At 33.3% G+C, this 20,384-nt stretch carries 24 protein-coding genes; 23 read left to right on the forward strand and 1 reads right to left on the reverse strand.

From position 1 onward, the window contains the following. From AC1DKZ_RS30770 to AC1DKZ_RS30840, 15 genes are all read left to right on the forward strand, one after another. Complete coding sequence (locus AC1DKZ_RS30770) at positions 1 to 579, forward strand: MerR family transcriptional regulator (RefSeq protein WP_476997793.1); 579 nt, start codon at positions 1 to 3, stop codon at positions 577 to 579. Between the two features lie 21 nt (positions 580 to 600). Further along, a complete protein-coding gene (locus tag AC1DKZ_RS30775) occupies positions 601 to 1,497 on the forward strand; it encodes a hypothetical protein (protein WP_476997794.1) in 897 nt (298 codons plus the stop codon). A gap of 259 nt (positions 1,498 to 1,756) precedes the next feature. Continuing rightward, complete coding sequence (locus tag AC1DKZ_RS30780; RefSeq protein ID WP_476997795.1) at positions 1,757 to 2,017, forward strand: hypothetical protein; 261 nt, start codon at positions 1,757 to 1,759, stop codon at positions 2,015 to 2,017. Further along, positions 2,010 to 3,200, forward strand: coding sequence for a MobP2 family relaxase (gene mobP2, locus AC1DKZ_RS30785; protein ID WP_476997796.1), 1,191 nt, complete (start codon positions 2,010 to 2,012; stop codon positions 3,198 to 3,200). Before AC1DKZ_RS30780 ends, mobP2 begins: the two co-directional genes overlap by 8 nt. Positions 3,201 to 3,203: 3 nt before the next feature. Then, the gene (locus AC1DKZ_RS30790) at positions 3,204 to 3,641 is read left to right on the forward strand and encodes a hypothetical protein (protein WP_000428253.1); all 438 of its coding nucleotides are present in this window, start codon (positions 3,204 to 3,206) and stop codon (positions 3,639 to 3,641) included. A 42-nt stretch (positions 3,642 to 3,683) separates the two neighbouring features. Continuing rightward, positions 3,684 to 3,959: a hypothetical protein gene (locus tag AC1DKZ_RS30795; protein WP_476997797.1), complete on the forward strand. Its 276-nt coding sequence runs from the start codon at positions 3,684 to 3,686 to the stop codon at positions 3,957 to 3,959. Beyond that, a complete protein-coding gene (locus AC1DKZ_RS30800) occupies positions 3,952 to 6,453 on the forward strand; it encodes an LPD25 domain-containing protein (RefSeq protein ID WP_476997798.1) in 2,502 nt (833 codons plus the stop codon). Before AC1DKZ_RS30795 ends, AC1DKZ_RS30800 begins: the two co-directional genes overlap by 8 nt. 181 nt (positions 6,454 to 6,634) lie before the next feature. Next, positions 6,635 to 6,769, forward strand: coding sequence for a hypothetical protein (locus AC1DKZ_RS30805; protein ID WP_277931135.1), 135 nt, complete (start codon positions 6,635 to 6,637; stop codon positions 6,767 to 6,769). Positions 6,770 to 6,784: 15 nt separating this feature from the next. Then, complete coding sequence (locus AC1DKZ_RS30810) at positions 6,785 to 9,442, forward strand: type IA DNA topoisomerase (RefSeq protein WP_476997799.1); 2,658 nt, start codon at positions 6,785 to 6,787, stop codon at positions 9,440 to 9,442. Between the two features lie 85 nt (positions 9,443 to 9,527). Then, on the forward strand, positions 9,528 to 10,505 hold the full coding sequence (locus tag AC1DKZ_RS30815; RefSeq protein ID WP_476997800.1) for a DUF3991 domain-containing protein: 978 nt from the start codon (positions 9,528 to 9,530) through the stop codon (positions 10,503 to 10,505). Further along, positions 10,498 to 11,160: a restriction endonuclease gene (locus AC1DKZ_RS30820; RefSeq protein ID WP_476997801.1), complete on the forward strand. Its 663-nt coding sequence runs from the start codon at positions 10,498 to 10,500 to the stop codon at positions 11,158 to 11,160. The genes AC1DKZ_RS30815 and AC1DKZ_RS30820 overlap by 8 nt, the downstream gene beginning before the upstream one ends. A gap of 439 nt (positions 11,161 to 11,599) precedes the next feature. Continuing rightward, positions 11,600 to 11,725, forward strand: a complete 126-nt coding sequence (locus tag AC1DKZ_RS30825; RefSeq protein WP_427296267.1) for a hypothetical protein — start codon at positions 11,600 to 11,602, stop codon at positions 11,723 to 11,725. 76 nt (positions 11,726 to 11,801) lie between these two features. Next, entirely contained in the window at positions 11,802 to 12,680 is an 879-nt protein-coding gene (locus AC1DKZ_RS30830; RefSeq protein ID WP_476997802.1) for a hypothetical protein, read from the forward strand. 44 nt (positions 12,681 to 12,724) lie between these two features. Next, complete coding sequence (locus AC1DKZ_RS30835) at positions 12,725 to 13,093, forward strand: hypothetical protein (RefSeq protein WP_000897594.1); 369 nt, start codon at positions 12,725 to 12,727, stop codon at positions 13,091 to 13,093. Between the two features lie 467 nt (positions 13,094 to 13,560). Next, a complete protein-coding gene (locus tag AC1DKZ_RS30840; protein WP_059038287.1) occupies positions 13,561 to 14,178 on the forward strand; it encodes a DUF4241 domain-containing protein in 618 nt (205 codons plus the stop codon). 441 nt (positions 14,179 to 14,619) lie between these two features. Here AC1DKZ_RS30840 and AC1DKZ_RS30845 read toward each other — a convergent pair whose 3' ends face one another. Continuing rightward, positions 14,620 to 14,772, reverse strand: coding sequence for a ribbon-helix-helix domain-containing protein (locus AC1DKZ_RS30845; protein WP_000290205.1), 153 nt, complete (start codon positions 14,770 to 14,772; stop codon positions 14,620 to 14,622). Positions 14,773 to 14,887: 115 nt separating this feature from the next. Here AC1DKZ_RS30845 and AC1DKZ_RS30850 point away from each other — a divergent pair, with 115 nt between their 5' ends. The 8 genes from AC1DKZ_RS30850 (at position 14,888) to AC1DKZ_RS30885 (ending at position 20,122) form a co-directional block, all read left to right on the forward strand. After that, entirely contained in the window at positions 14,888 to 15,076 is a 189-nt protein-coding gene (locus AC1DKZ_RS30850) for a hypothetical protein (RefSeq protein WP_000440213.1), read from the forward strand. Positions 15,077 to 15,102: 26 nt separating this feature from the next. After that, entirely contained in the window at positions 15,103 to 15,366 is a 264-nt protein-coding gene (locus tag AC1DKZ_RS30855; protein WP_048517089.1) for a hypothetical protein, read from the forward strand. Positions 15,367 to 15,795: 429 nt separating this feature from the next. Beyond that, a complete protein-coding gene (locus tag AC1DKZ_RS30860; protein WP_098636667.1) occupies positions 15,796 to 16,074 on the forward strand; it encodes an AbrB/MazE/SpoVT family DNA-binding domain-containing protein in 279 nt (92 codons plus the stop codon). Positions 16,075 to 16,365: 291 nt separating this feature from the next. Next, positions 16,366 to 16,674: a transposase gene (locus AC1DKZ_RS30865; protein WP_476997803.1), complete on the forward strand. Its 309-nt coding sequence runs from the start codon at positions 16,366 to 16,368 to the stop codon at positions 16,672 to 16,674. Positions 16,675 to 16,723: 49 nt separating this feature from the next. Further along, positions 16,724 to 16,912, forward strand: a complete 189-nt coding sequence (hfq, locus tag AC1DKZ_RS30870) for an RNA chaperone Hfq (protein ID WP_476997804.1) — start codon at positions 16,724 to 16,726, stop codon at positions 16,910 to 16,912. A 59-nt stretch (positions 16,913 to 16,971) separates the two neighbouring features. Further along, the gene (locus AC1DKZ_RS30875; protein ID WP_476997805.1) at positions 16,972 to 17,703 is read left to right on the forward strand and encodes a PoNe immunity protein domain-containing protein; all 732 of its coding nucleotides are present in this window, start codon (positions 16,972 to 16,974) and stop codon (positions 17,701 to 17,703) included. A 779-nt stretch (positions 17,704 to 18,482) separates the two neighbouring features. Beyond that, positions 18,483 to 19,403 (forward strand): DUF7018 domain-containing (lipo)protein, encoded by a 921-nt coding sequence (locus AC1DKZ_RS30880; protein ID WP_002205046.1) that lies wholly within the window; start codon positions 18,483 to 18,485, stop codon positions 19,401 to 19,403. 173 nt (positions 19,404 to 19,576) lie between these two features. Next, positions 19,577 to 20,122 carry a DUF7018 domain-containing (lipo)protein gene (locus tag AC1DKZ_RS30885; RefSeq protein WP_033732631.1) on the forward strand — a complete coding sequence of 182 codons (546 nt, stop codon included), beginning with the start codon at positions 19,577 to 19,579 and terminating at the stop codon, positions 20,120 to 20,122. The last annotated feature ends 262 nt before the right edge of the window (positions 20,123 to 20,384 follow it).

The following is a 20,384-nucleotide window of genomic DNA, read 5'->3' on the forward strand; positions in this document are numbered from 1 at the left end:
ATGAAAGATAAACGAAAATATTTGTTTATTGTGTTTGTCATTTTAGTTGTAGGTGTGACAGCTTTTAATATCTACTTGAGCAAAAAATCAATGAGTGATGGAAAGGAAAAACAGTTAAAACTTTCAAATGAATTACTAACAAAACAAAATGAAGACTTAAAAAAACGACTTGATAAGGTGCTTCCATCAGCACAAGAACAACAGAGAAGAGCGTACTTATCGACAGCCGAAACGTTTATTCAATTATCCTTTCATCGAGAAAAAGAAGGCTACAATGAGCGAAAAGAAAAAGCAAAATCCATTATGAGTGAAGAACTATTACAACAATTTTATCCAACTGATAAATACGAATTAGGAGATACGTATAAAACGAAACCAATAGAAATGAAGTTTTATTTACAAGAAAATGAACCCGATAAAGAGGAGATAAATGTGTTAGCTGAATTTATAAATGTCACGACAGATTCAACGCAAAACCGAGAAGAAAAAGTAAACAATGTGTTGCGAATCATCATAAAAAAAGAAAAGGAAACCTGGCGAGTTACAAGTGTGGAAGAGTTAAATATGAAAGTATTATAACAAAAAAAGTGGGGTGAGAGTGTGATAGGTGCAATCAGTAAGAAGAGTGAAAGAATCAATTTGAGAAGAAATAAGTCGTGGATCTACCTAGCAATTATCAGCTTTCTATTTTTAGGTTTTTTTGCTTTCTTGACATCTAAAATCTACATGCCGAACGATGAAAAACTATTCCATACGGAAACGAATAAAGTAATCAAGTTGTCAGGGATGGGGAAATTGATTGTAGAGCAAAGGGAATACAATCCACACAAAAACTTTATACAAATTCGCTTTCGAATAGAAGGGTATGAGGAAACAGGATTTACGTTTAAAGCACAAGAAAAAGCAAAGTCTGGTGTTCAATTACCTGTCAAAGTGTTGTATGAAGAGAACGGAAATTATGTGGTGGAAGTAACAGAGTTATCTCCGAATTGGGGAGCGTTAGCTTTTGATATTTACAATAAAAACGGTGAAAAAGAACAAATGGATATTCGTAAATTCACGCAAGATGTTAACGAATATGAAGAAGAGAATGCAGTAAAAAAGAGTCCGAATAAACTTGTTCAGTCAATTTTTACCGATCAAAGAAAAACAAAAGCAAATGATGAATTGTTAGCTGAAGACAAAAAAACATATGAGTTAGATTTTATAGAAAGAGACAAAAAAGATATTGAAACAAAGATCAAAAATTATGGGAAAGCAATCAAACTGGAAGAAGAAAATGCGAAGACAGTTTATGAAAAAGTAAAAGAACAAAAAGATGAAATGAAGTATCAAACCGATGGGGAAAAAACGGAAACGCAATCGAAAATAGCATCCTTAGAATCAAAAGTAAAATCATCAGATAAGAACGTGGAATTGTTTAAAGAAGAACAAAAAATTGCACGAGATAAGATCAAAAAATTAGAGCAAAAGGCACAAGAAATTAATAAAAACTGAAAAAAGACATAGGGACATGATGGAGACATTGAGGGAAAGCAAGGGGACACGGACGGGACATTTAGAAAAAATAACGGGACGTGATGGAGACATTAACAAAAAATATGGGGACGTAACGGGGACATTCAACCTCTTTCCTTGCCCCCATCGTTTTGCTAGGCTCCGCCTAGCCCCACACCCTCGGTGGGGGCAAAAACCCCTTATGCTCTTCTCGCTATTTTTTGATCTCTACCCAGAATTGTAGAAAGGAGCGGAAATTGTGAATCTAAAAATAAGAGATATAGATCCAGTTGCCTTAAAGAAAATAGATGAAATTGCAAAAAGGAAAGGAGTATCCAGGCAAAAATTTTTGAAAGCTCAAATTGAAATGATAGCATTTTTTCAGCAACAAAATAAAAGGGAAATGGAATTAGAAAATCTTATTGAAAAGAACCTCCATATGATGAGTGATTGTTATAGCGCAATGGAAAAAATGAATGAGTTTATTCAAATGATGATGCAGGATGTTGAAAATGAATAATGCTGTTCCTGTTCAGTCTTTCGTCACACCAGGTGTTGTATTAAAAACGAAATTTGTGTTGCCAAGTTCGGATGCTTTTCAGAACTATATTGATTATGTAGATCGGGAGGAAGCGAAAAGTGAAGTGAAGCTGAATCCGAAAATGTTCGAAACGTATCAAGACTATATGGGGAATTCAGAAAAGACATCGGCACTATTTACGGAACATGCAAATCGTTTAACAGAAAGTGAAAAAAAGTCCTTAAAGGAAATGTTTAAAACCGCTCATGAGAATGGAAGTATCATGTGGCAGGATGTCATTTCTTTTCATAATCCCTGGTTAGAGAAACAAGGAATTTATGATGAGAAAACAAAAACATTGGATGAAAAAAAGTTAATGGATGTAACACGGCTTGCGATGAAGGAAATGCAAAAAAGAGAGGGGTTGGAAAAAAGCTCTATCTGGTCGGCAGCCATTCACTTTAATACGGATAATATTCATATTCATGTCGCAACTGTTGAACCATTTCCAACGAGAGAACGTGGTAAAAGAAAACCAAAAACATTAGATGCGATGAAGGGGAAAGTCGTAAATAATCTGTTAGATCGTAAGCAGGAACAAAAACAAATTAATGATTTGATTCGAAATAATATGGTGGGAAGTAAAAAAGAGGACTCCGTTTTTGATTGGCGCAATCAACATTTGAAACCGTTGTTTTTACGAATTTATAAACAGTTACCAAGTGATAAAAGACAGTGGCAATATAGCTACAATACAATTCAACCATTGAAGCCGGAAATTGATGAATTAAGCAGTCGATATATTCAACACCATCATAAAAAAGATTACGATCAGTTTCTCCAAAAATTAGATAAAGAAGTGAAAGTTTTTAAAGAAGCATATGGGGAAGGAAAGTATGATAAGAAGCAATATGAAAATTATAAAATGAATAAAATCAATGACCTATATAAAAGAATGGGGAACGCCTTTTTACAAGAAATGAAGGCATATGATAAAGAACAAAAGAGAATCCATCACACGAAAAAATCAAAGCCGTTTCAAAAATTTCAACAGAATGTATCTATTCAGTATTCTATGAGAAAAGTGGAACGTGCTTTTAAAAGTGAATATGAAAGCTGGAAGAACCAAAAGTATTATGAGCGTATGCAAAGGGAAAATGCATATGAAAATGAAAGGGGTTAGATCATGGAGAATAAAAAAATACGAATGAAGTTATCGTTAAATGAAAATGTCCATCAATACATTCAAGACTATATGGATGAAAATAATATTACACATCCAGGGGATGCTATATCGAAAATTTGTATGGAGCATCAAGCATCAAAAAGTTCAGAATGGTCATTAAATTATATTTCCGAAATTGTATCAAAGAATCTACACGATGTATTGAAAAGTGAACTAACAAAAATTCGTCTTGGTGCAAATAGTGCGGATAGAAATACGCAAATTTTAATTGAGTTATTAAATGGTTATTTCTTTTTAGAGGGCGTAGATAGTCTTATTACGACTGATAAACAAGAGATGGGAAGTGTGAAGATAGCAAAAGAAGTTGTAGCGGAACGAATTAGTCATGCAAGACAAAAACGTATAGATCATGAGGCATCAAAGAACAATGTAACGTAAGCTACATTGTTTCTTTTTATAAAAAAACAGGAGGTTATAAGGATGTTATTATTTCATGAAGATATCGCATTAGGGGTCATTAAAGAGGTTAGAGAAGGTGAACTTGTTTTACTTGTAAAAGATGAGGAATTAACAATTAAAATTACACGAGAACAAGAGGAAGAACTTGCAATCCATGTCATGAATCAAGAGAATATGTTAGTTCCGGTTAACGTAAAAACTCATGCGCTTTTCTTTGATACAACGGAAAGATGGAATGAAGAGGAAATGGAGGAATTGCAAAAAGCGAGTGAAAGAGTAGGAGAAGATCATGAGTAAAAATTATAAGAAAAAGTATCAAACGAAATCACCAGAAGAAAAGAAAGAAGCGGTGCAAGCTTTAACAAAAAAGATGGAAAAAAGCGTAGAAGGTTATTTCCGTACACCAGGAGATTTAAAAGAGTATCTAACGTTTATGGCAAAGTTTTATCACTATTCACCATCTAATATTTCATTAATACAGAGTCAATTCGAGGGAGCCAGTGCAGTTGGTTCCTTTTCTTTTTGGAAAGAAAAAGGGTTTGCGGTTAAGAAGGGTGAGAAAGGAATCCAGATCCTTGTTCCAAACAGAACTATAGCAAAATTTAAAGACAAAGAAGGCACTTGGAAAACAGTAACTAAAGCAAGTGAGGAAGAGAAAAAACAAATTGAGTCTAAAAGCGTAGAAGTGAAACCAGGTCGCTTATATTTTGCTGTCGGTCATGTGTTTGATTTGTCGCAAACGAACGCAAAAGCGGAAGATCTCCCTCGTATTTTTCCGAATCGTTGGCTAGAAGGGAGCGTAACAGATTATAAGAGTTTGTACAAAGGAATGGAAGCCATTGCGGATAAAAACGGTGTGAAAATTATTGAACCAAAATCAGAACTGGTTGTCGCAAAGGGTGTTAGCTATACCTTAACAAAAGAAGTCGCCTTGAATCCACGAAACAGTGAATTACAAAATGTAAAAACACTTCTACATGAATTGGCGCATGCCAAACTCCATACAGCAGAGACACATTTGAACTACACAGCACCAGAAAAAGAGTTTCAAGCAGAGATGACCGCTTATGCCGTTTCTTCTTATTTTGGAATTGATACAAGCGAATATTCGTTAGGATATTTAGCGAACTGGACACAAGGAAAAGAAATGAAGGATAAAACGAAATTATTAAAAGAAGTACATGAAACTTCGATTGAATTTATTGAGACAATTGAAAACACATTAGAAAAGGAAAAAGAACAAATAAATGAAAAAGAGGTGGAAAGTATGGCAAATAAATATGAAAAACAGGACGAAAAAAATATTTTATTGGTCGAATTTATGAGTTTAAGTAACACGACACAAGAGCTTGTTTCCGTTACAGAGTTAAGGGAACAAGTGGATAGAAACCGATCGTTTGAGCCCGTAGAAGGCGCAGAAAAGTTGAGTGATAAAGAATTTATTGATGCATTTAACGAAGCGAATCAAGAAAAGTATGCAGCACTAAATCAAGATGAAATTACTCGTCCAACTATGTTAGTTCAGTGGAGCGAAAACGAAAATTTTAAGGGTAGTCAGTTGATTCCATTTGGAGAGGCCAATGAAAAAATGGCTGAAGTCATTACAAATATTGAAAAAGCAAAAGAGGAAGCAAGAGAAAGAGATGAGTACGTACCATATGATAAAACTCGTTATCATATTGCCATTCCAAAAGAAGTAGATAGAGATTTTGGGAGAATGGAGCTTGTGAGTATGGATCGTTTGGATATGGGGGATGGGGACTACAAGACACCGTATGAACAAGTATTAAACGAGAAAAGGTATTTATCGGATGAAGTAAAACAAGCGTTACGAGATGAGGTAGTGAATCATAGAAATAACAAAGAAATACCGATGGAAAAAGCACAACAAAATACAGTAGAAAAATCGAAAGAGACACCAAACCACTTAGTTACAATTGAAATATTAGCAAATGGTATGCAAGATGAAGAACTGGCAAGAATCCACATGATGGATGCTGTTACGAAAGATATAAATTATTTGTCTGTATGGAATCAAGATAAAACAGATCGGGACGATTTATATGTTTCCCTCATGGAAAAGAACGGGAAACGAGAAAATGTCTATCTAGATAACATTTTGAAACCAGATTTATATGAAAAGGTTCAAAGTTCTATCTTTGATGGAAGAGGAAATTTGTCATTTGTTGTTTATGAAAAAGATGCAAATATGAGTCTAGATGAAATCGTAAAAGGTGAACGATATGGACTCTTAGTTGATAAAGCGGAGGCGCAAAAAGATTACTCATTTAATGAAAAAGAAGTGGAATTATATAAAGAAATGAAGACGGAGGGATATGCACCTATTGCTTCTCTAGATCAACAAATTCAGCCTTTAAAAGAAAAGGAGCCAACTACGTTAGATAAGGATTTAAGCCGAAAATTCGAGGCATACAGACGTTCACAATATGAAGAAAAACCAGATGATATTGATAGTATTGTCACTCGTGTAAAAGCTGAAGAACGGTATTATACAACAAAGTATGTTTCGATTGATAATGAGCTGGTAAGCCAGGAACATGTTGTGAAATTAGAAAGCCAGGTGGATGAGAAGCTTGGGAAAGAAGGAATAACGGTGAATCAGTCTACAACTTCAAAGGAAATGGATGTAGATAAAAAATTTCAGCCATTAAGTGGAAAACAAACGAATAATAAAGAAAAAGACAAGGAGCCAGAGCCGGGTAATGTAGAGCAGTCGAAGGCTACAAAGAAATCAAGTAGAAAAAGAGAAACAATGGAAATGGAACGATGAAAAATTTTATAACCGGAAAACCAGATTAAATCATTTTTTGTTACTCAATTGAGATAACGGAGAGTGATTTTTTTATATCTAAAAATGAAAGAGGGTAAAAGTAAAAGTAAAAGTAAAAGTAAAAGTAAAAGTAAAAGTAAAAGCCCTCTTTCTTATTTATAGAACGAAAGGAGTGAATGTCATGAATGTATGGCTGTTTGCAGGCTGTATGTTCCTTTTAGCTGTCTTTTTGAACACATTGTTATTATTTGGTCACAGAATGATGAAAAAGCGCAGGGATAAGAAATGGAAGCGTAAAACTAAAATTGCAGAATAATAGGAGGTACTACGTATGGGAAAAACATTGTTTATTGCAGAGAAGCCGAAGGTAGCCGTTGAATTATTGAAATCACCTAGATTTAGAAACTCGCAAAAATATCCAGGAAGTAAGCCATATTATGGCTACTATGAAAATGAAAATTACATTATTAGTTGGTGCCGGGGGCATTTATTAGAACTAAAACATCCAGAGGAGATGGACGAGAGATACAAAGAATTTAAATTTGAACATTTACCAATTATTTTGGAGCCGGAATATAAAGTGAAATCGGATAGTCTCGAACAAGTTCAAATATTGGTTAAATTGTTAAATCGTCCCGATGTAGATCATGTGGTCAATTCATGTGATGCAGACAAAGAGGGTGAGCTTATCTATCGAGAAATATATGAACATGCAGGTGTGAACAAGCGAGAATCCCGTCTTTTTATCTCTTCTTATGAGGCCGCAGAATTAGAGGGGGCTTTGAACCGATTAGAACCAGGAGCAGATTATGACGGGCTTGCTCAATCCGCTAAAGCAAGGCAATACCTGGACTATATTCTAGGCATTAATGTTACGAGAGGCTGTACATCAAAACTAGCAAAAAACCAATTCTTATTGGCTTCTGGTCGTGTTCAAATGTGTATCTTGAATGAAATCCGTCAAAGGGAAATTGCAATTCAAAACTATAAAGAACAAACCTACTACAATTTGAAGCTACTAACCGAAAATGGTTTATCACCGGTGATGAAAACAGAAGATCAACTGATAGATCCATCCCCACTACAAAAACTTGGAGATAGCTTGAAGGGAACAGATGTAATTGTAACGGAATTTAAAGAAAGTACGAGAAAAAAGAAACCAAAATTATTGTATAACTTAACGGATATCTACAAAGATGCTCACGCCAAGCTGAAGATAAATGCGGAGACAGCAAAAAAATATATTCAGAGTTTGTATGAAGAAGGCTTTATTACTTATCCTCGCTCTTCATCCAGGCATTTACCTACAGAGCAAGTGGAACGAGTGAAGGAAGTAATGGCAGCATTAGAAAAGAGCTCCTATACAAATTTAGTACAACAAGTAATCCCATCTTCTATTACAAAAAAACACACTACATTTAATGATGAATTAGTCAGTAGTCACTTTGCCATCATCCCAACAACAAAATTATATGTCGGGACCAATCGAAATCCATTAGAAAAACAGTTATATGACTTAATTGTAAAACGATTTATCGGGAATTTTATGAAACCAGCAATCTACCTGGTAAGGGAAGTACATTTTATAGATCAAGAGGGCAACGCATACAGTACAAAAGAAAAGATCCTACAAGAGAAAGGGTTTCTAAGTGTGTTTCAAGAGGATATAGAAGAGGGATCAGTTGAAGCATTTCAGATACCTATTTTACGAGAAGGAGATTCTTTCAGAATCGTTCAGTATGACTTGATTGAATCTCGAACAAAGAAACCAGCCTTTCATACGGAAAGTTCCATTTTAACCTTTATGGAGACGGCAGGGCGTAAATTGGATGATGAACATTTGAAAGAACTTATGAAAGGAAAACGGATTGGGACAGTCGCAACGGAAGAAACGTTTATTCCGAAACTGTTAGAGCGAAGCTATATTGATGTTACCAACAGTCAGATTCGAACCACTCATATTGGTCGTGCGTTTATAGATGCTTTTCCGGTAGATGAAATCAAAAATCCAGCTTATACGGCTGAAATGGAAGGGATGATCTACATGATCGAAAAGAATGAAATGAAATATGAGGAGTTTGTAGAGAAAACAAATACGTTTGTAAAAGGCACGGTGGAACAATTAGGCGCAATGGATGATAAGGTGTCGGATAGTATTATTAATACCTGGAATCAGCAGATTGAGGTGTGCAAATGCCCTTGTAGAAAAGGAAAAATCCTTCATAAAGGTAATTTCTATGGTTGCAGTAATTATCCGGGATGTGAAATCTCCTTACCGAAAAAGATTAAAGAAAAAGCAATTCCGGAAGCGCAAGCGAAAAAGCTGTTTGAGGATAAGAAAACAGATCTTTTAAAAGGATTTAAGTCCAATGAGAAGGAGTTTTCCGCTTATCTTGTGTTACATGAAGGAAATATCAAATTTCAGTTCCCAACACAAGAGGAGCTATCATTTGGTAAATGCCCAAAATGTAAAAAAGGTGAGATCCTTCATCGTAAAACATTTTATGGATGCACGGAGCATAAAAACGGATGTGATTTTATGTTACCAGCCAAGATGAAAGGGAAAGCAATCCCTGGTAATCAAATGAAAAAGCTGATTCAGTATAAAACAACAGATTTTATAAATGGCTTCGAAGGGGAAAAGGGAGAATTTACGGCAGCTATCTATATGGAAGCGGACGGAAGTTTGAAATTCCGTTTTCCAACGACTGAAGATCGTACAATTGGCAAATGTCCATTATGTAAGAGTAGAGTTCTTGTAGGGAAAAGTAACTACTTATGTGAGAAATACAAAAAAGGCTGTGACTTCATTATTTTTGGTACATTCTCTGGAAAAAATCTAAGTAGTAATCATGTGAAGAAGTTATTAGAAAAGAATGTGACGGATCAAATCAAAGGGTTTATCTCAAACAAAAACGGGAAGAAATTTGACGCTCGTTTATCATACAGCGTACAGGAGAAGCGATTAAAATTCTTATTCGGCAAATAAAAATTAAATGCATGTAAAAGAGGACTAGGAAACGGAATAGTCCTCTTTTTTATTTCATTTTATAGAGTAAAGGGGGGATTCCGTAATGGCACATGTCAGTACGGAGGATGCGATGAAAGCAAGAAATATTGACTTGATTTCATATCTGGAAGCAAAGGGAGAAACGTTTAAGAAAGAAGGAAACTATTATCGTCATACGGAACATGACAGTCTTCTTATTAAAGGAAATCAATACGCCTGGAATAGTCGTGGCGAAAAGGTCTATGGAGCGATTAGCTTTGCGATGATGTACTATGAAATGACATTTCCGCAAGCTGTATTAGACATCAATAAAGGGGATTACAAAGAGTTTGATCGTTCAAAAGCTGAAGAAGAACGCAAAAAAGAGCAGCAGCCATTTATCTATCCAAAACACTTAGAGGTGCCGAAACAAACAGAGATCAAGCGATACTTAATTGATGAACGGAAAATAGATCCTCGCCTGGTGAACTGGTTGATTAAAAAGGATCTCATCGCCCAGGATAAGAAAAATAATGTGGTGTTCAAATGGAGGGAAGAAGGAGGCAAAGGGCAAGTAATTGGAATGAACCGTCAAGGTACGGTCAAAATGGAGAATAAAAGAGGAAGCTTTAAGCAAATTGTCCCGAATTATGAAAAAATCAATGCCGGTTTTACAGTTGATGTGGGTAAGCCGGATAAAATCTATTTTTATGAAGATCCGATTGATATGTTATCTCATTGGAGCATCAAGCAAAATAATATCCAAAACGCTCGCCTGGTTTCTATGCATGGATTGAAGTCAAAAACAGTGATTCAATCTTTAATTGATGCGAAAAAAGAAGGGCACGATATTAAAGAGGTCATTATGGCAGTTGATAACGATAAGGCTGGGAAAGACTTCATTCAGACGATGAAATGCTTTGTAGATCTTAAAGAGGATATTCCAACGAATGAAAAAGATTGGAACGATGTCTGGAAGAAACAAGTGAGTGAACAACAGGCAAAAGAAACAGCTCAACCAAAGAAAATGAAACCAATTAAAGAGGTGGAGAGAAGTGTCTAATCTACCAGCCATGCCAAACATATTACAAATTTTGATTTATGGTTTTATCCTTTATGTTCTTTTTCGTATTTGTAAATTTATGTACCGGAAGATCCAGGAGCGAAGAATATTAAAGCGAATGGCTAAGTCCGGTATTCGCTATATAGACAAAATGGACGGACATCAATTCGAAATATACCTAAAAGCTCTCTTTCGAGAGCTTGGTTACTCCCCGATGGTTACGAGACAGTCTCATGATTTTGGAGCCGATCTTGTATTAAAAGGTAAGAAGCGTATTGTGATCCAGGCAAAACGCTACGGGATGAAAAATAGAGTCGGCATCAGTGCAGTACAGGAGATATATGCAGCACAAGCCTATTACAAGGCACATGAGGGCTGGGTTGTAACAAACAGTGTGTATACAAGACAAGCAAAAGAATTAGCGGAGGCTTGCAATGTAAAACTCATAGATCGTGTAGAACTTCAAAAATTAATAAATAAAATCAACCCGGAGCATTCGGCTGAAGATGTGTATCAAGGGGTAACACCTGCAGAACGGAAATGTCCAACATGTAAAAGTCATTTAGTCGTTAGAAATTCGAATACAACAGGAAATAAGTTTTTCGGCTGTTCTCAATATCCTACCTGTACACATACAGAACCAGTAAATAAATGAGCTGTGATGAAAATCCGGCTCTTTTTTCATTTATTTAAAGAATACGTGAAAAAAATCAGTTTAAATAAAAAATGACTCTTCAGATTTGATTGTATGGGATTTTGATGTAATCGTTAATACAATAAGTCGTATTTTCATAAAAATTCATGTAAAGGGGAAAACGGACTTTACATGCGCTTTAATTATCAATTTAAAACAAAGTTGTACTGTTTATAAAAAAGTCATACCATTTTGAGGAGAGTTTAACCGTTTATAAAAAAGATGAACTGAAATAATCTAATCATAACCTGGAAAATTATACCCAAAACTAGGAATTAACAATTAAAATTATGATAGAATCTATATATATGGGAAAGGTGGGAGATTATGAGAAAACGTTCATTGTTAGGAAAAATATTACTTTTTTTTCGGGCCGATTTTATTTGTTTTGGGACTAATTATGCTAAATGTGATTACAGATATTATACAGTTTGAAAATACAAATAAAGTATTATCATTTAGTGTTCTTATTGCTGGAATAGCTTGTTTCATTGCGTCTAACTTTTTTAAAGAGCGTAAAGTATAAAAAGGGTTCATTAATGAAAAATGAGGCAACGTCCATAGTTAGAATTTCAAACGGAAAAATGTAGGAGAGTAGAATAATGAAAAAAATTGTTAAAGTAATTGGATTTTTTCTTTTTGGTCTACTATTAATGGTAGGCTGTACAAAAGGAAATAAAGTTTCTAGCGCAGATCTTTCTGATGATATTAATAAATTTGTACGTAGTAATGGTTTTATAAACTATAATGCTGTAGTTTCTAAGTTTAGTGAGAATGATGTTGGTCATATCTTTCCTTATTCCTCTATATCTACAAAGAAATTGCAGGAAAATAGATATGAGACCGTAATAGAAGGAATTATTGATGATAAAAAAGAAGAACCGTATGGAAAATATTTAACACTTACTATAAGTGCTAAGCCAGATGAAAAAGGACATTTAAATTTAGATGAATTCACAACTAAAGATGAATTTAATGATTGGTTTAAGATTCTAAAGGTAGAAAAAAATAAAAAGAATTATGATATATTGACGAATAAGTATAAAGATAAAGTTGACATAGGGTCTATATTACCAGAAGACATATCAGCAGAGAATCCAATCCATAAGAATACTATGTATAAAAATATCGAAAAGTATTATGAAATTCCTAATCAGACGGAAGAACTTTCAGAAAGTTATGCAGAGTCATCAGGCATAACGGAACAACTCCGCAACGGTTTTCAAGAACTTGGTACTATGAATCAACAAGTTAAAGAGGGCTTATCTTCAAAAATTAATGAAAATTTTTCAAAAGAAGAATTAGGAAAATTAAAATACACACAAACAGCGCGTATATCTAAAAATTATTATATTGTATTACTTTCAGAAAATGCTGTTGATAATATAGAAGATGTAAAAGCAATTATAATTTTTAAAGATACCGATCCCAAAGATACAACATTATTGTCTTTAGAGTTTATTGATTTGAAGAAAAAATAATAGCTTTATAGCACTATTTAAAGAAGAGGGAAGGAATTATTTTTATGTTATTTATTTGGAAAAGAAAAGGTCTTTTAGTTCCATTAGCCTTGTTTTTGGGGTATATACCTGTTATAGCTCTAGCGGGTATGAGTATGGATATGAATATTGAACAAGGAAGTTTGTTGAATAAATTAATTGGATTTGTAATGTTATTATTGATGTTTTTACCTGCTTTAATTAACTATCTTTTTACTAAATATTTTGTAAAAGATGAAGGTATTAAGATTGTGACTGATGAAGAAGGAAAACAATATAAAATTGACACTTATAGTAAATTTTTCTTTATAAGAAATTTTACTTGGACATTTATATTTTTAATATTTGAAATCATCATACTGATAAGATCCATTGTTAGTTCATACACCAATTAATCGTTATATAAGTTTTAAAACCTAGATTATGTAGAAAAAGAAGTTAGACAATAATTATAGAGTATTGTGGAGTAACTCAGGTAGAAAATGATTAAGCTTTTTTATAAAAACCAACTTAAATTTGCTAAAAAAGAATCCATTTTGATCAATCTTTTTTCAAGGTGGGTTCTTTTTATTTATTGAAAAATACCGGTTTGAGAGGGTGATTCTAATCAAACTTTATTTCAAAGCAACAACATGTACACATACAGAACCAATTAATACATGAGCTGTGTGTTACTCATAAAGGAACTTGAGTAGAGATAAATACTGGGTTTTCCCACTATTTTGGGGCAGTGATACCCCATCTCAAAGTTCAAGTGAACAACGAAGTTAGGTGGACGAGATGGGAAAAACTCTTACCAATTAACATTTCTCTTTATGAACAATCTTTTCAATAATAAGAAAATGAAAGGGAGAGAAACATTATGTCAAAGCTATTACGTGAATTATCTAAACTAGATAGTGAGGTTCTACGTTCTGAAGCATTGGACCAGTTGAAAGTTACATCAGGTAAAATTATTGCTTGTGATCCCCTCATTTTTAATAAAAATCCTTTCCAACAAACAATTCAGCCAGGTACATATCCAATCGTTACTTGGTGGCATAAGAAAGATGGAATAATTGCTGGTGCTGAATTAAAATTATCGGAATCAAAAGTAATAGAATGGAAGATGGCAACAAAACCAGGACAAAATGTTAGTGAACTGGAAGAAGGATATATTTTTGGTTACCCAGTCGATACAGGATTAGGGTGCTTTGCGGATGTTGAAGCAATTAATAAGCTCGAGGAAATAGAAGGCAGGCTACAACGAGAGCTAGGGGAAGAATTTATTAGTTTGTATGATGATCTTATAGATGACGTACTAACAGAACATGATGATGATTGGGGAAATTGTGTGGTGTGTGAGGAGACAGGAAGTAATATCATTATGTTCCGTTCAGGTTATGGGGATGGATTTTATCCTTCCTATTGGGGAATCGATGAAGAAGGAAAACTTGTTTCACTTGTTACTGATTTCCAAGTATTACATGAGGAAGATTGAGGACAAAGTTAATAATGATATAGAAAGAGTTACTACTTTTTTCTTTTACATGGTGTGAAATAAAGATAACCTCCATTTAGTCTAATACTTTATTTTAATAAAAATTTTCTTCATGAAATGAAACTTAGTCATCAGTCTAAATCTTTATTTTATTAAATTAGAAAAATAAGAATAGGGAAATCTAATTAAGCCAACGATGCTCAGTCTAAAACATTTTTTAAAATGAACACTGTGATGAAAATCCGGCTCTTTTTTCATTTGTTTAAAGAATACATGAAAAAAATCAGTTTATCTAAAAAACGACTCTTCAGATTTGGTTGTATGGAATTTTGATGTACTTATCAATATAACAGTCGTATTTGTTATAAAAACGCATGTAAAGGGAGAAACGGACTTTATATGCGTTTTTAAGTTTTTTAGCGAAAATAAAAAGGGTAGCCATTATTTACGACTTAACCCTTTGTCTACGATCTGACGAATTGCTTCGTTTCGATTCTTCAGCTTATTTTCATGCCAATAATTTTCTATTTGTTCTACTTGTTCTTTTGTAAAAGTAACTAAAATTTGAGTGTACTTGTCTTTATTAACAGCCATATTACAACCTCCTCTATAAAAAGAATTATAAGTTATATAACTTATATTGACAACTGGAAAAATGAGTAATAGAATAGTTATATAAGTTATATAACTTTATTGAGGAGGTTATTATATGGAACGGAAAGTTAAAAAGATGATGGCTGATCTTCAATTTATTATGAATCATGGTCAAATCAGTGTAGATTTTATGGATTTAGGATATAAAAGAATGCTTTTTAGTGCATTAGAAGCTACCGGAAAAAGGTTTAATGTGCATACCAATGAACATAATGAAACAACCTTGTTCTTAGAGTTAGTTTAGTAAATTTACGCAATGAGGAGCTGTTAATGATGGAGCAGTTAACTATTTTTGACGTAATGGATGAAACTAAAAATAAGCTTTATGAGGTATTAGAGGAAAATGGATTAAATTATAAAATTCATAAATACTATTTATATTCGAATTATGAGGGAGCTGTTCAATATTATTATATAAGAACAACTGATAATACAATTATTGATTTGTGTATCTCTGATTTTCCAGAAATCTTCGCTGTCCATGAAGGATTTAGCGATAAACAAATTAGAAAGATTTACAACTGGAACTTATAAGCTATATAAATAACAAATTTAATTATTGGAGGAATGAAAAATGAAAATTGGTGTATCTGAGTGGAAAGCGTTGAAAAAAGAGACAAAGTTAAAGCTATTGCGCTATGCGATGTTAGAAAGCAAATATAAATATGCAAAATAAAAGCTCTTCATTTGCAAAAGCAAACAAAGAGCAAAGTCATGAGTGACCGTCGAGAAAAGAAATTGGCAGGTTTCTTTCCTCTATATTTTAACATATAAAAAGATATCAAGAAAAGGGGCATGTAGAATGGAAGAAGGTCGTATTTCCTTTCAGCAAGGGTTTAAAGAATTTCTTATTATGATGGTCTGTTTTTGGCTCATTATGTTTCTCATGTATGGTGAAAGCCTGTTACAATAGTCAAGAATAGCTTGGGTACAAATTGATAATGAAATGGGGAAAGATGCTGGATGAAAGCCACCGGAGTGACTAGAAAAGTAGATGGATTAGGGCGTGTAGTAATTCCAATGGAACTTAGAAATACGCTTGGTATTAAAGAAAAAACACCATTAGAGATTTTTGTAGAAGGTGAAGACATTGTTTTACAGAAGTATCAGCCTGGTGCTGTTTGTGCATTAACAGGAGAAATTTCAAATCGTAACATAGAATTAGCAAATGGTAAGATAACATTAAGTCCAGAAGGTGCAGAACTATTACTAAAAGAAGTAGAAAATTATCTTGTAAAATAAGTGCTCCTTTTAAGGGGCTTTTTTAATTAGGGAAACATAAAATTTCACGTACCGTATTGTTTAATAAAAACCAAAAACATAATCAATAGTCTACATTTAATTATCCTTCCAATAAATCCGCTTAATGGATTCGATATTGTCTGTCTTGGATATTATTTTATGTGAAATGGATATTATATTTTTATTTTGGATAAATTTCTTGCGAAATATGTACCTAGAGCCGTATTTAAATTTAAATGTGATACGATAATTGTATATATGCATTTAAATGGTAAAAGGGGATGAGTGTTGATGAAAAACCATATAAAAGTAAATGGAAAACTCCTTCAGACAAATAAAAAGTGGTCACATCTCCGGCAAAAGCAAAAAGATCATATTTCTAATTGGTTACGTAGGGAATACATACAGTTTGTAAGAACTCATCATCGAAGACCTAAAAAATACGAACATGATGAGATTCTTCATGAAGTGATGAATCAAATACAGGAACGTGAAATTTGGATTCCATATAGTGAAGTGAAAAAATACTATGTAAGCAAAATAGGAAAATGGTTTAGAAAAATAGAAGGTGAATGGGAAATACAAATAGACAACAATTAGATGCAGCAAGCATTAAAAGAAAAGTAGATACAAATAGGGGGCGTATTTCATGTATAAATTACAAGAAGATATGTATGAACAATTGAAAGAAAGAAAAGGGGAAGTTACTGTATTTTTAATGAATGGCGTTCCAATACGTGGGCAAATCCTTGCAATGGATAAATTTACGGTTCTTATGATGGTTCATGGAAAGCAACAACTAGTCTACAAGCAAGCAATCTCCACAATTCTTACGTAATTCTTTTTCCTTTTTCGAGTGAAGAAAATTCTTGAAGTATAAAAGGTGGAAGAGAAATTATGCTAAGGGATAAAATCAAAAATGATATATATTTTAACAAATTTATCAATTATGAGGAAAAGCGAATAGAAAAGTTTTTATTGTTGGTTGAAAAGGTTATTGAGGAAAGAGGCAAAGATGATAAAGGTGTAAAGAATGGATATATAGCGTTGCAAGGTTATCATTTCAATAAATTAAGGGCAATGTACTCTGCGGGCTGCTCTATTCAAACTATTCGTGATTTTTTACCTGAAGTAATAGATATAATGGAAAAAGTATGGAATAAAGATAGTGGATATATACGTATGTTATGGGTGACATCTATAGCAGTAATGCTAAATATTGAAGATAAAGAATTTAATAGACTAATAGCAATGGTAAGGAAAGAAGGGTTAAATGATTACTTGATTAATTATTTTATTGCTTTTAGAAATGGTGAGCCATCAGATTTTTATGAGCAGAGTGAGTTTTATGTAAAAGACCCATATTTAAAATTAAAAGAAGTAATTGAGAGTAATAAAATTTCACAAGAGAATTCTATAAGAAATTTAGAGGAATATATAAAAGAGTATTGGTATGAGGGACATTCAGAGGAAGCATGGTATAATGCACATGAAAATAAACATGACATTTATAGTGGTTACTGGAGTTTTGAAAGTGGAGCAATCGCAAAAATTTTAAAATTAGATGACTCAACCTTGAAAGATACTTCGTACTACCCTTATGATATGGTGCATTACCAAGAAAAATAAATGTAAGAATCCACAGTGATAAACTTTTACACTGTGGATTTTTTTTGTCCATTTAATCGTTTTATTAAGGGGTGAAAAAAGTTCATTTTGTTAATCCAATAGGTAAACATGGTGATATAGGTTCTACTACAGCACATAATGGGGTTCAGCCGAGATACGTGTAAAACTAGGTCATAGTAATACATTTTTTACCAAACGTTGTTTATCGGTGATATTTGTAACATAAACGTTCGTTTTTGTTACGTTTTGTATTTGGAAATAAGAAATATCCTAACCGTTGAACTAGCTGTAACAAAATACTGTATCAATAATAATCCGTAAACATTATTATTAAAATACCTTTTTGTTACACGATAATCAGATAATGGAAATAAAATACAGCCTATGACCCAAAATTACATGTATCTCGGCTGAACCCCTAAATAAAAACAAGTAAGAAAGTGGAGTGCAATTTATCTAAGAATATAGAATTTCTAACAAAAATTCTATATTATGTTATATAATGATGTTAACAAACCATATTTTAGGAATTACCCCGATTGTGTAGAATGTATATTTTGTTTTGATGAGCTAAAATATTTAGCTAAAAGAACTTGTAGCGGGGCCTGTTACAAGTTCTTTTATTTTATTTGGAGAATTACTTTTCATTAAATGAAAATACGAAAAAAAAAGAGGGATTTCCTTTAAGGACAAAAAATGAGCTTATATTTGTTTATTTATTTTATGTTACAGTTCCATATGTTAGTCAATTACAATACTGTTAAGAAGGAGTATACATAATGAAAGCAAAGAAACTTATAACGTTAGCACTTCCAATTATGTTGATGGGAGGTTGTGCTACAGATAAAACAGAGACGAAAGCAAAAGATAAAGTAGAAGCTAAGTCAGAGACGAAGGAAAAGGTAGTAAAGGAAAAGATGTCGAAAGAAGACTACCCTGACCACATGTATAAGTTAAAAAGTGATTTAGAGTACGAACTGAATAACTTTATGCAATTAGCGGCTCAAACGAAAGATAAGAGCAATGACATTCATAAATTAAACAAAGAACTGTATGAAAAAGAAACTGAAATACAAGGTATCATATCTAAATTCCATAAGATTGAACCACCAAAAGAGTTTGAGAAAGAACATGAGACAATCTTAAAAGGAGTAGACTGTTATAGTGAATCCTTTACACTCATAGTTAAGTCAGCAAAAAGTAATTCTATAACGAAAGAAAAGACACAGAAGTCAAAAGACTTAGTACTAAAAGGTAATGATTATATAAATGAGGGGTATGGCGACACACTATCTGATGCATTAACAAAAGCATCAGCGAAGAAATTAGAGGAACAGCAAAAGAATGAGAAACCTTCAGAGTTCCCGAAAGACAGTAAAGAGTTTGTAGGTGAATGGGGTCACATCGAAGGTTCTGAATTTGTTAAGGCATTAGACTTTAAAGAAGATGGTACATATACGATTTTCGATGATAAAGGTAAAACATCATTCGAAGACAATCATATGACAGGTAGATGGTCTTACAAACCAGACTCGAAACAATTCACAATGACTATTGGTGAGTATGTAAAAGACGGTCAAAAGATGGATACAAGTCAATTAAACGGGTCAGTAGACTATACGCTAGAAATCTTCTTTGAGGGTTACTTAAACATGGTAGACGGAAAAGGTAACAGAATAGATGTACAAAAACGTAAATAATATAGTATAAGCCATTATAAAGGTACTTGGAACAGAACGAAGTAATGTAAACAATAGGTTGTAACAGGTTACTGGTCAAAAGGTAGCCTGTTTACATACAAGAAACAATATATTAAAGGGTATTCAAAATGAAAGCAAAGAAACAAGGATCACAAACAAAGGGGTATATAACAATGAAACGGAAACTATTAGCAGTAGCGTTACCAATTATGTTAGTAGCAGGGGTAGGATGTTCAAATAAAGACGTTGCAGAAGATAAGAAGACTGATAGTCTGCAAGTAGCGGAAGCGGATAGTCAAGAAGTATCAAAAGGAAAAGAAAAATCAGACAATCAAAAAGTGTCAGAAACTAAAGCAGAGAAAGAGTACAAGGGTAAATTAAACGCTTTACTAGAAGACCTAACGAAACAAGCATTAGAATTAAGTGATGTCTTAAATAACGACAAGACAGTACATGATAAAGCACCTGAATACATAGAGAAGTCTGAACATCTGAAAAAGACAGCAGATAAGTTAATCGAATTAGACCCTGGCGAGAAGTATGCAGACGTACAAAACACTGTAAAAGACGCTATGTATGAAGCAAAGGCTGGTACGCTTTTAATAGCGCAAGGATTAAACTTGAAAGCCGAGGATTTAGTTCAGAAAGGTTCAGAAAAAATGGAGAAAGTTTCTAAATTACTACTTGAAGTAGATAAAAAGTTGAAAGCGCTAAAATAAAAGAGGGGGTATAACACATACCCATCAAGCTAAGATTTTAAAGTACCCCCTAAATGGAAATTTTGTGTTTTTATAGCATCGAGGTTTATTTTTCTCTTTTTGGGGTCCCTCCACATGCCCATCAACTTAAAAATATTAATTACCTCCAAGTGTAAAAAAACAATATTTTTATCTGTTAGTTTGATGGACATGTGACTGAACCCCTAATACTTTACTTTAATAATGACTCTTTTCATGAAATAAAACTCAGTTATCAGTCTAA

Source organism: Bacillus sp. 05T21, from assembly GCF_056396785.1.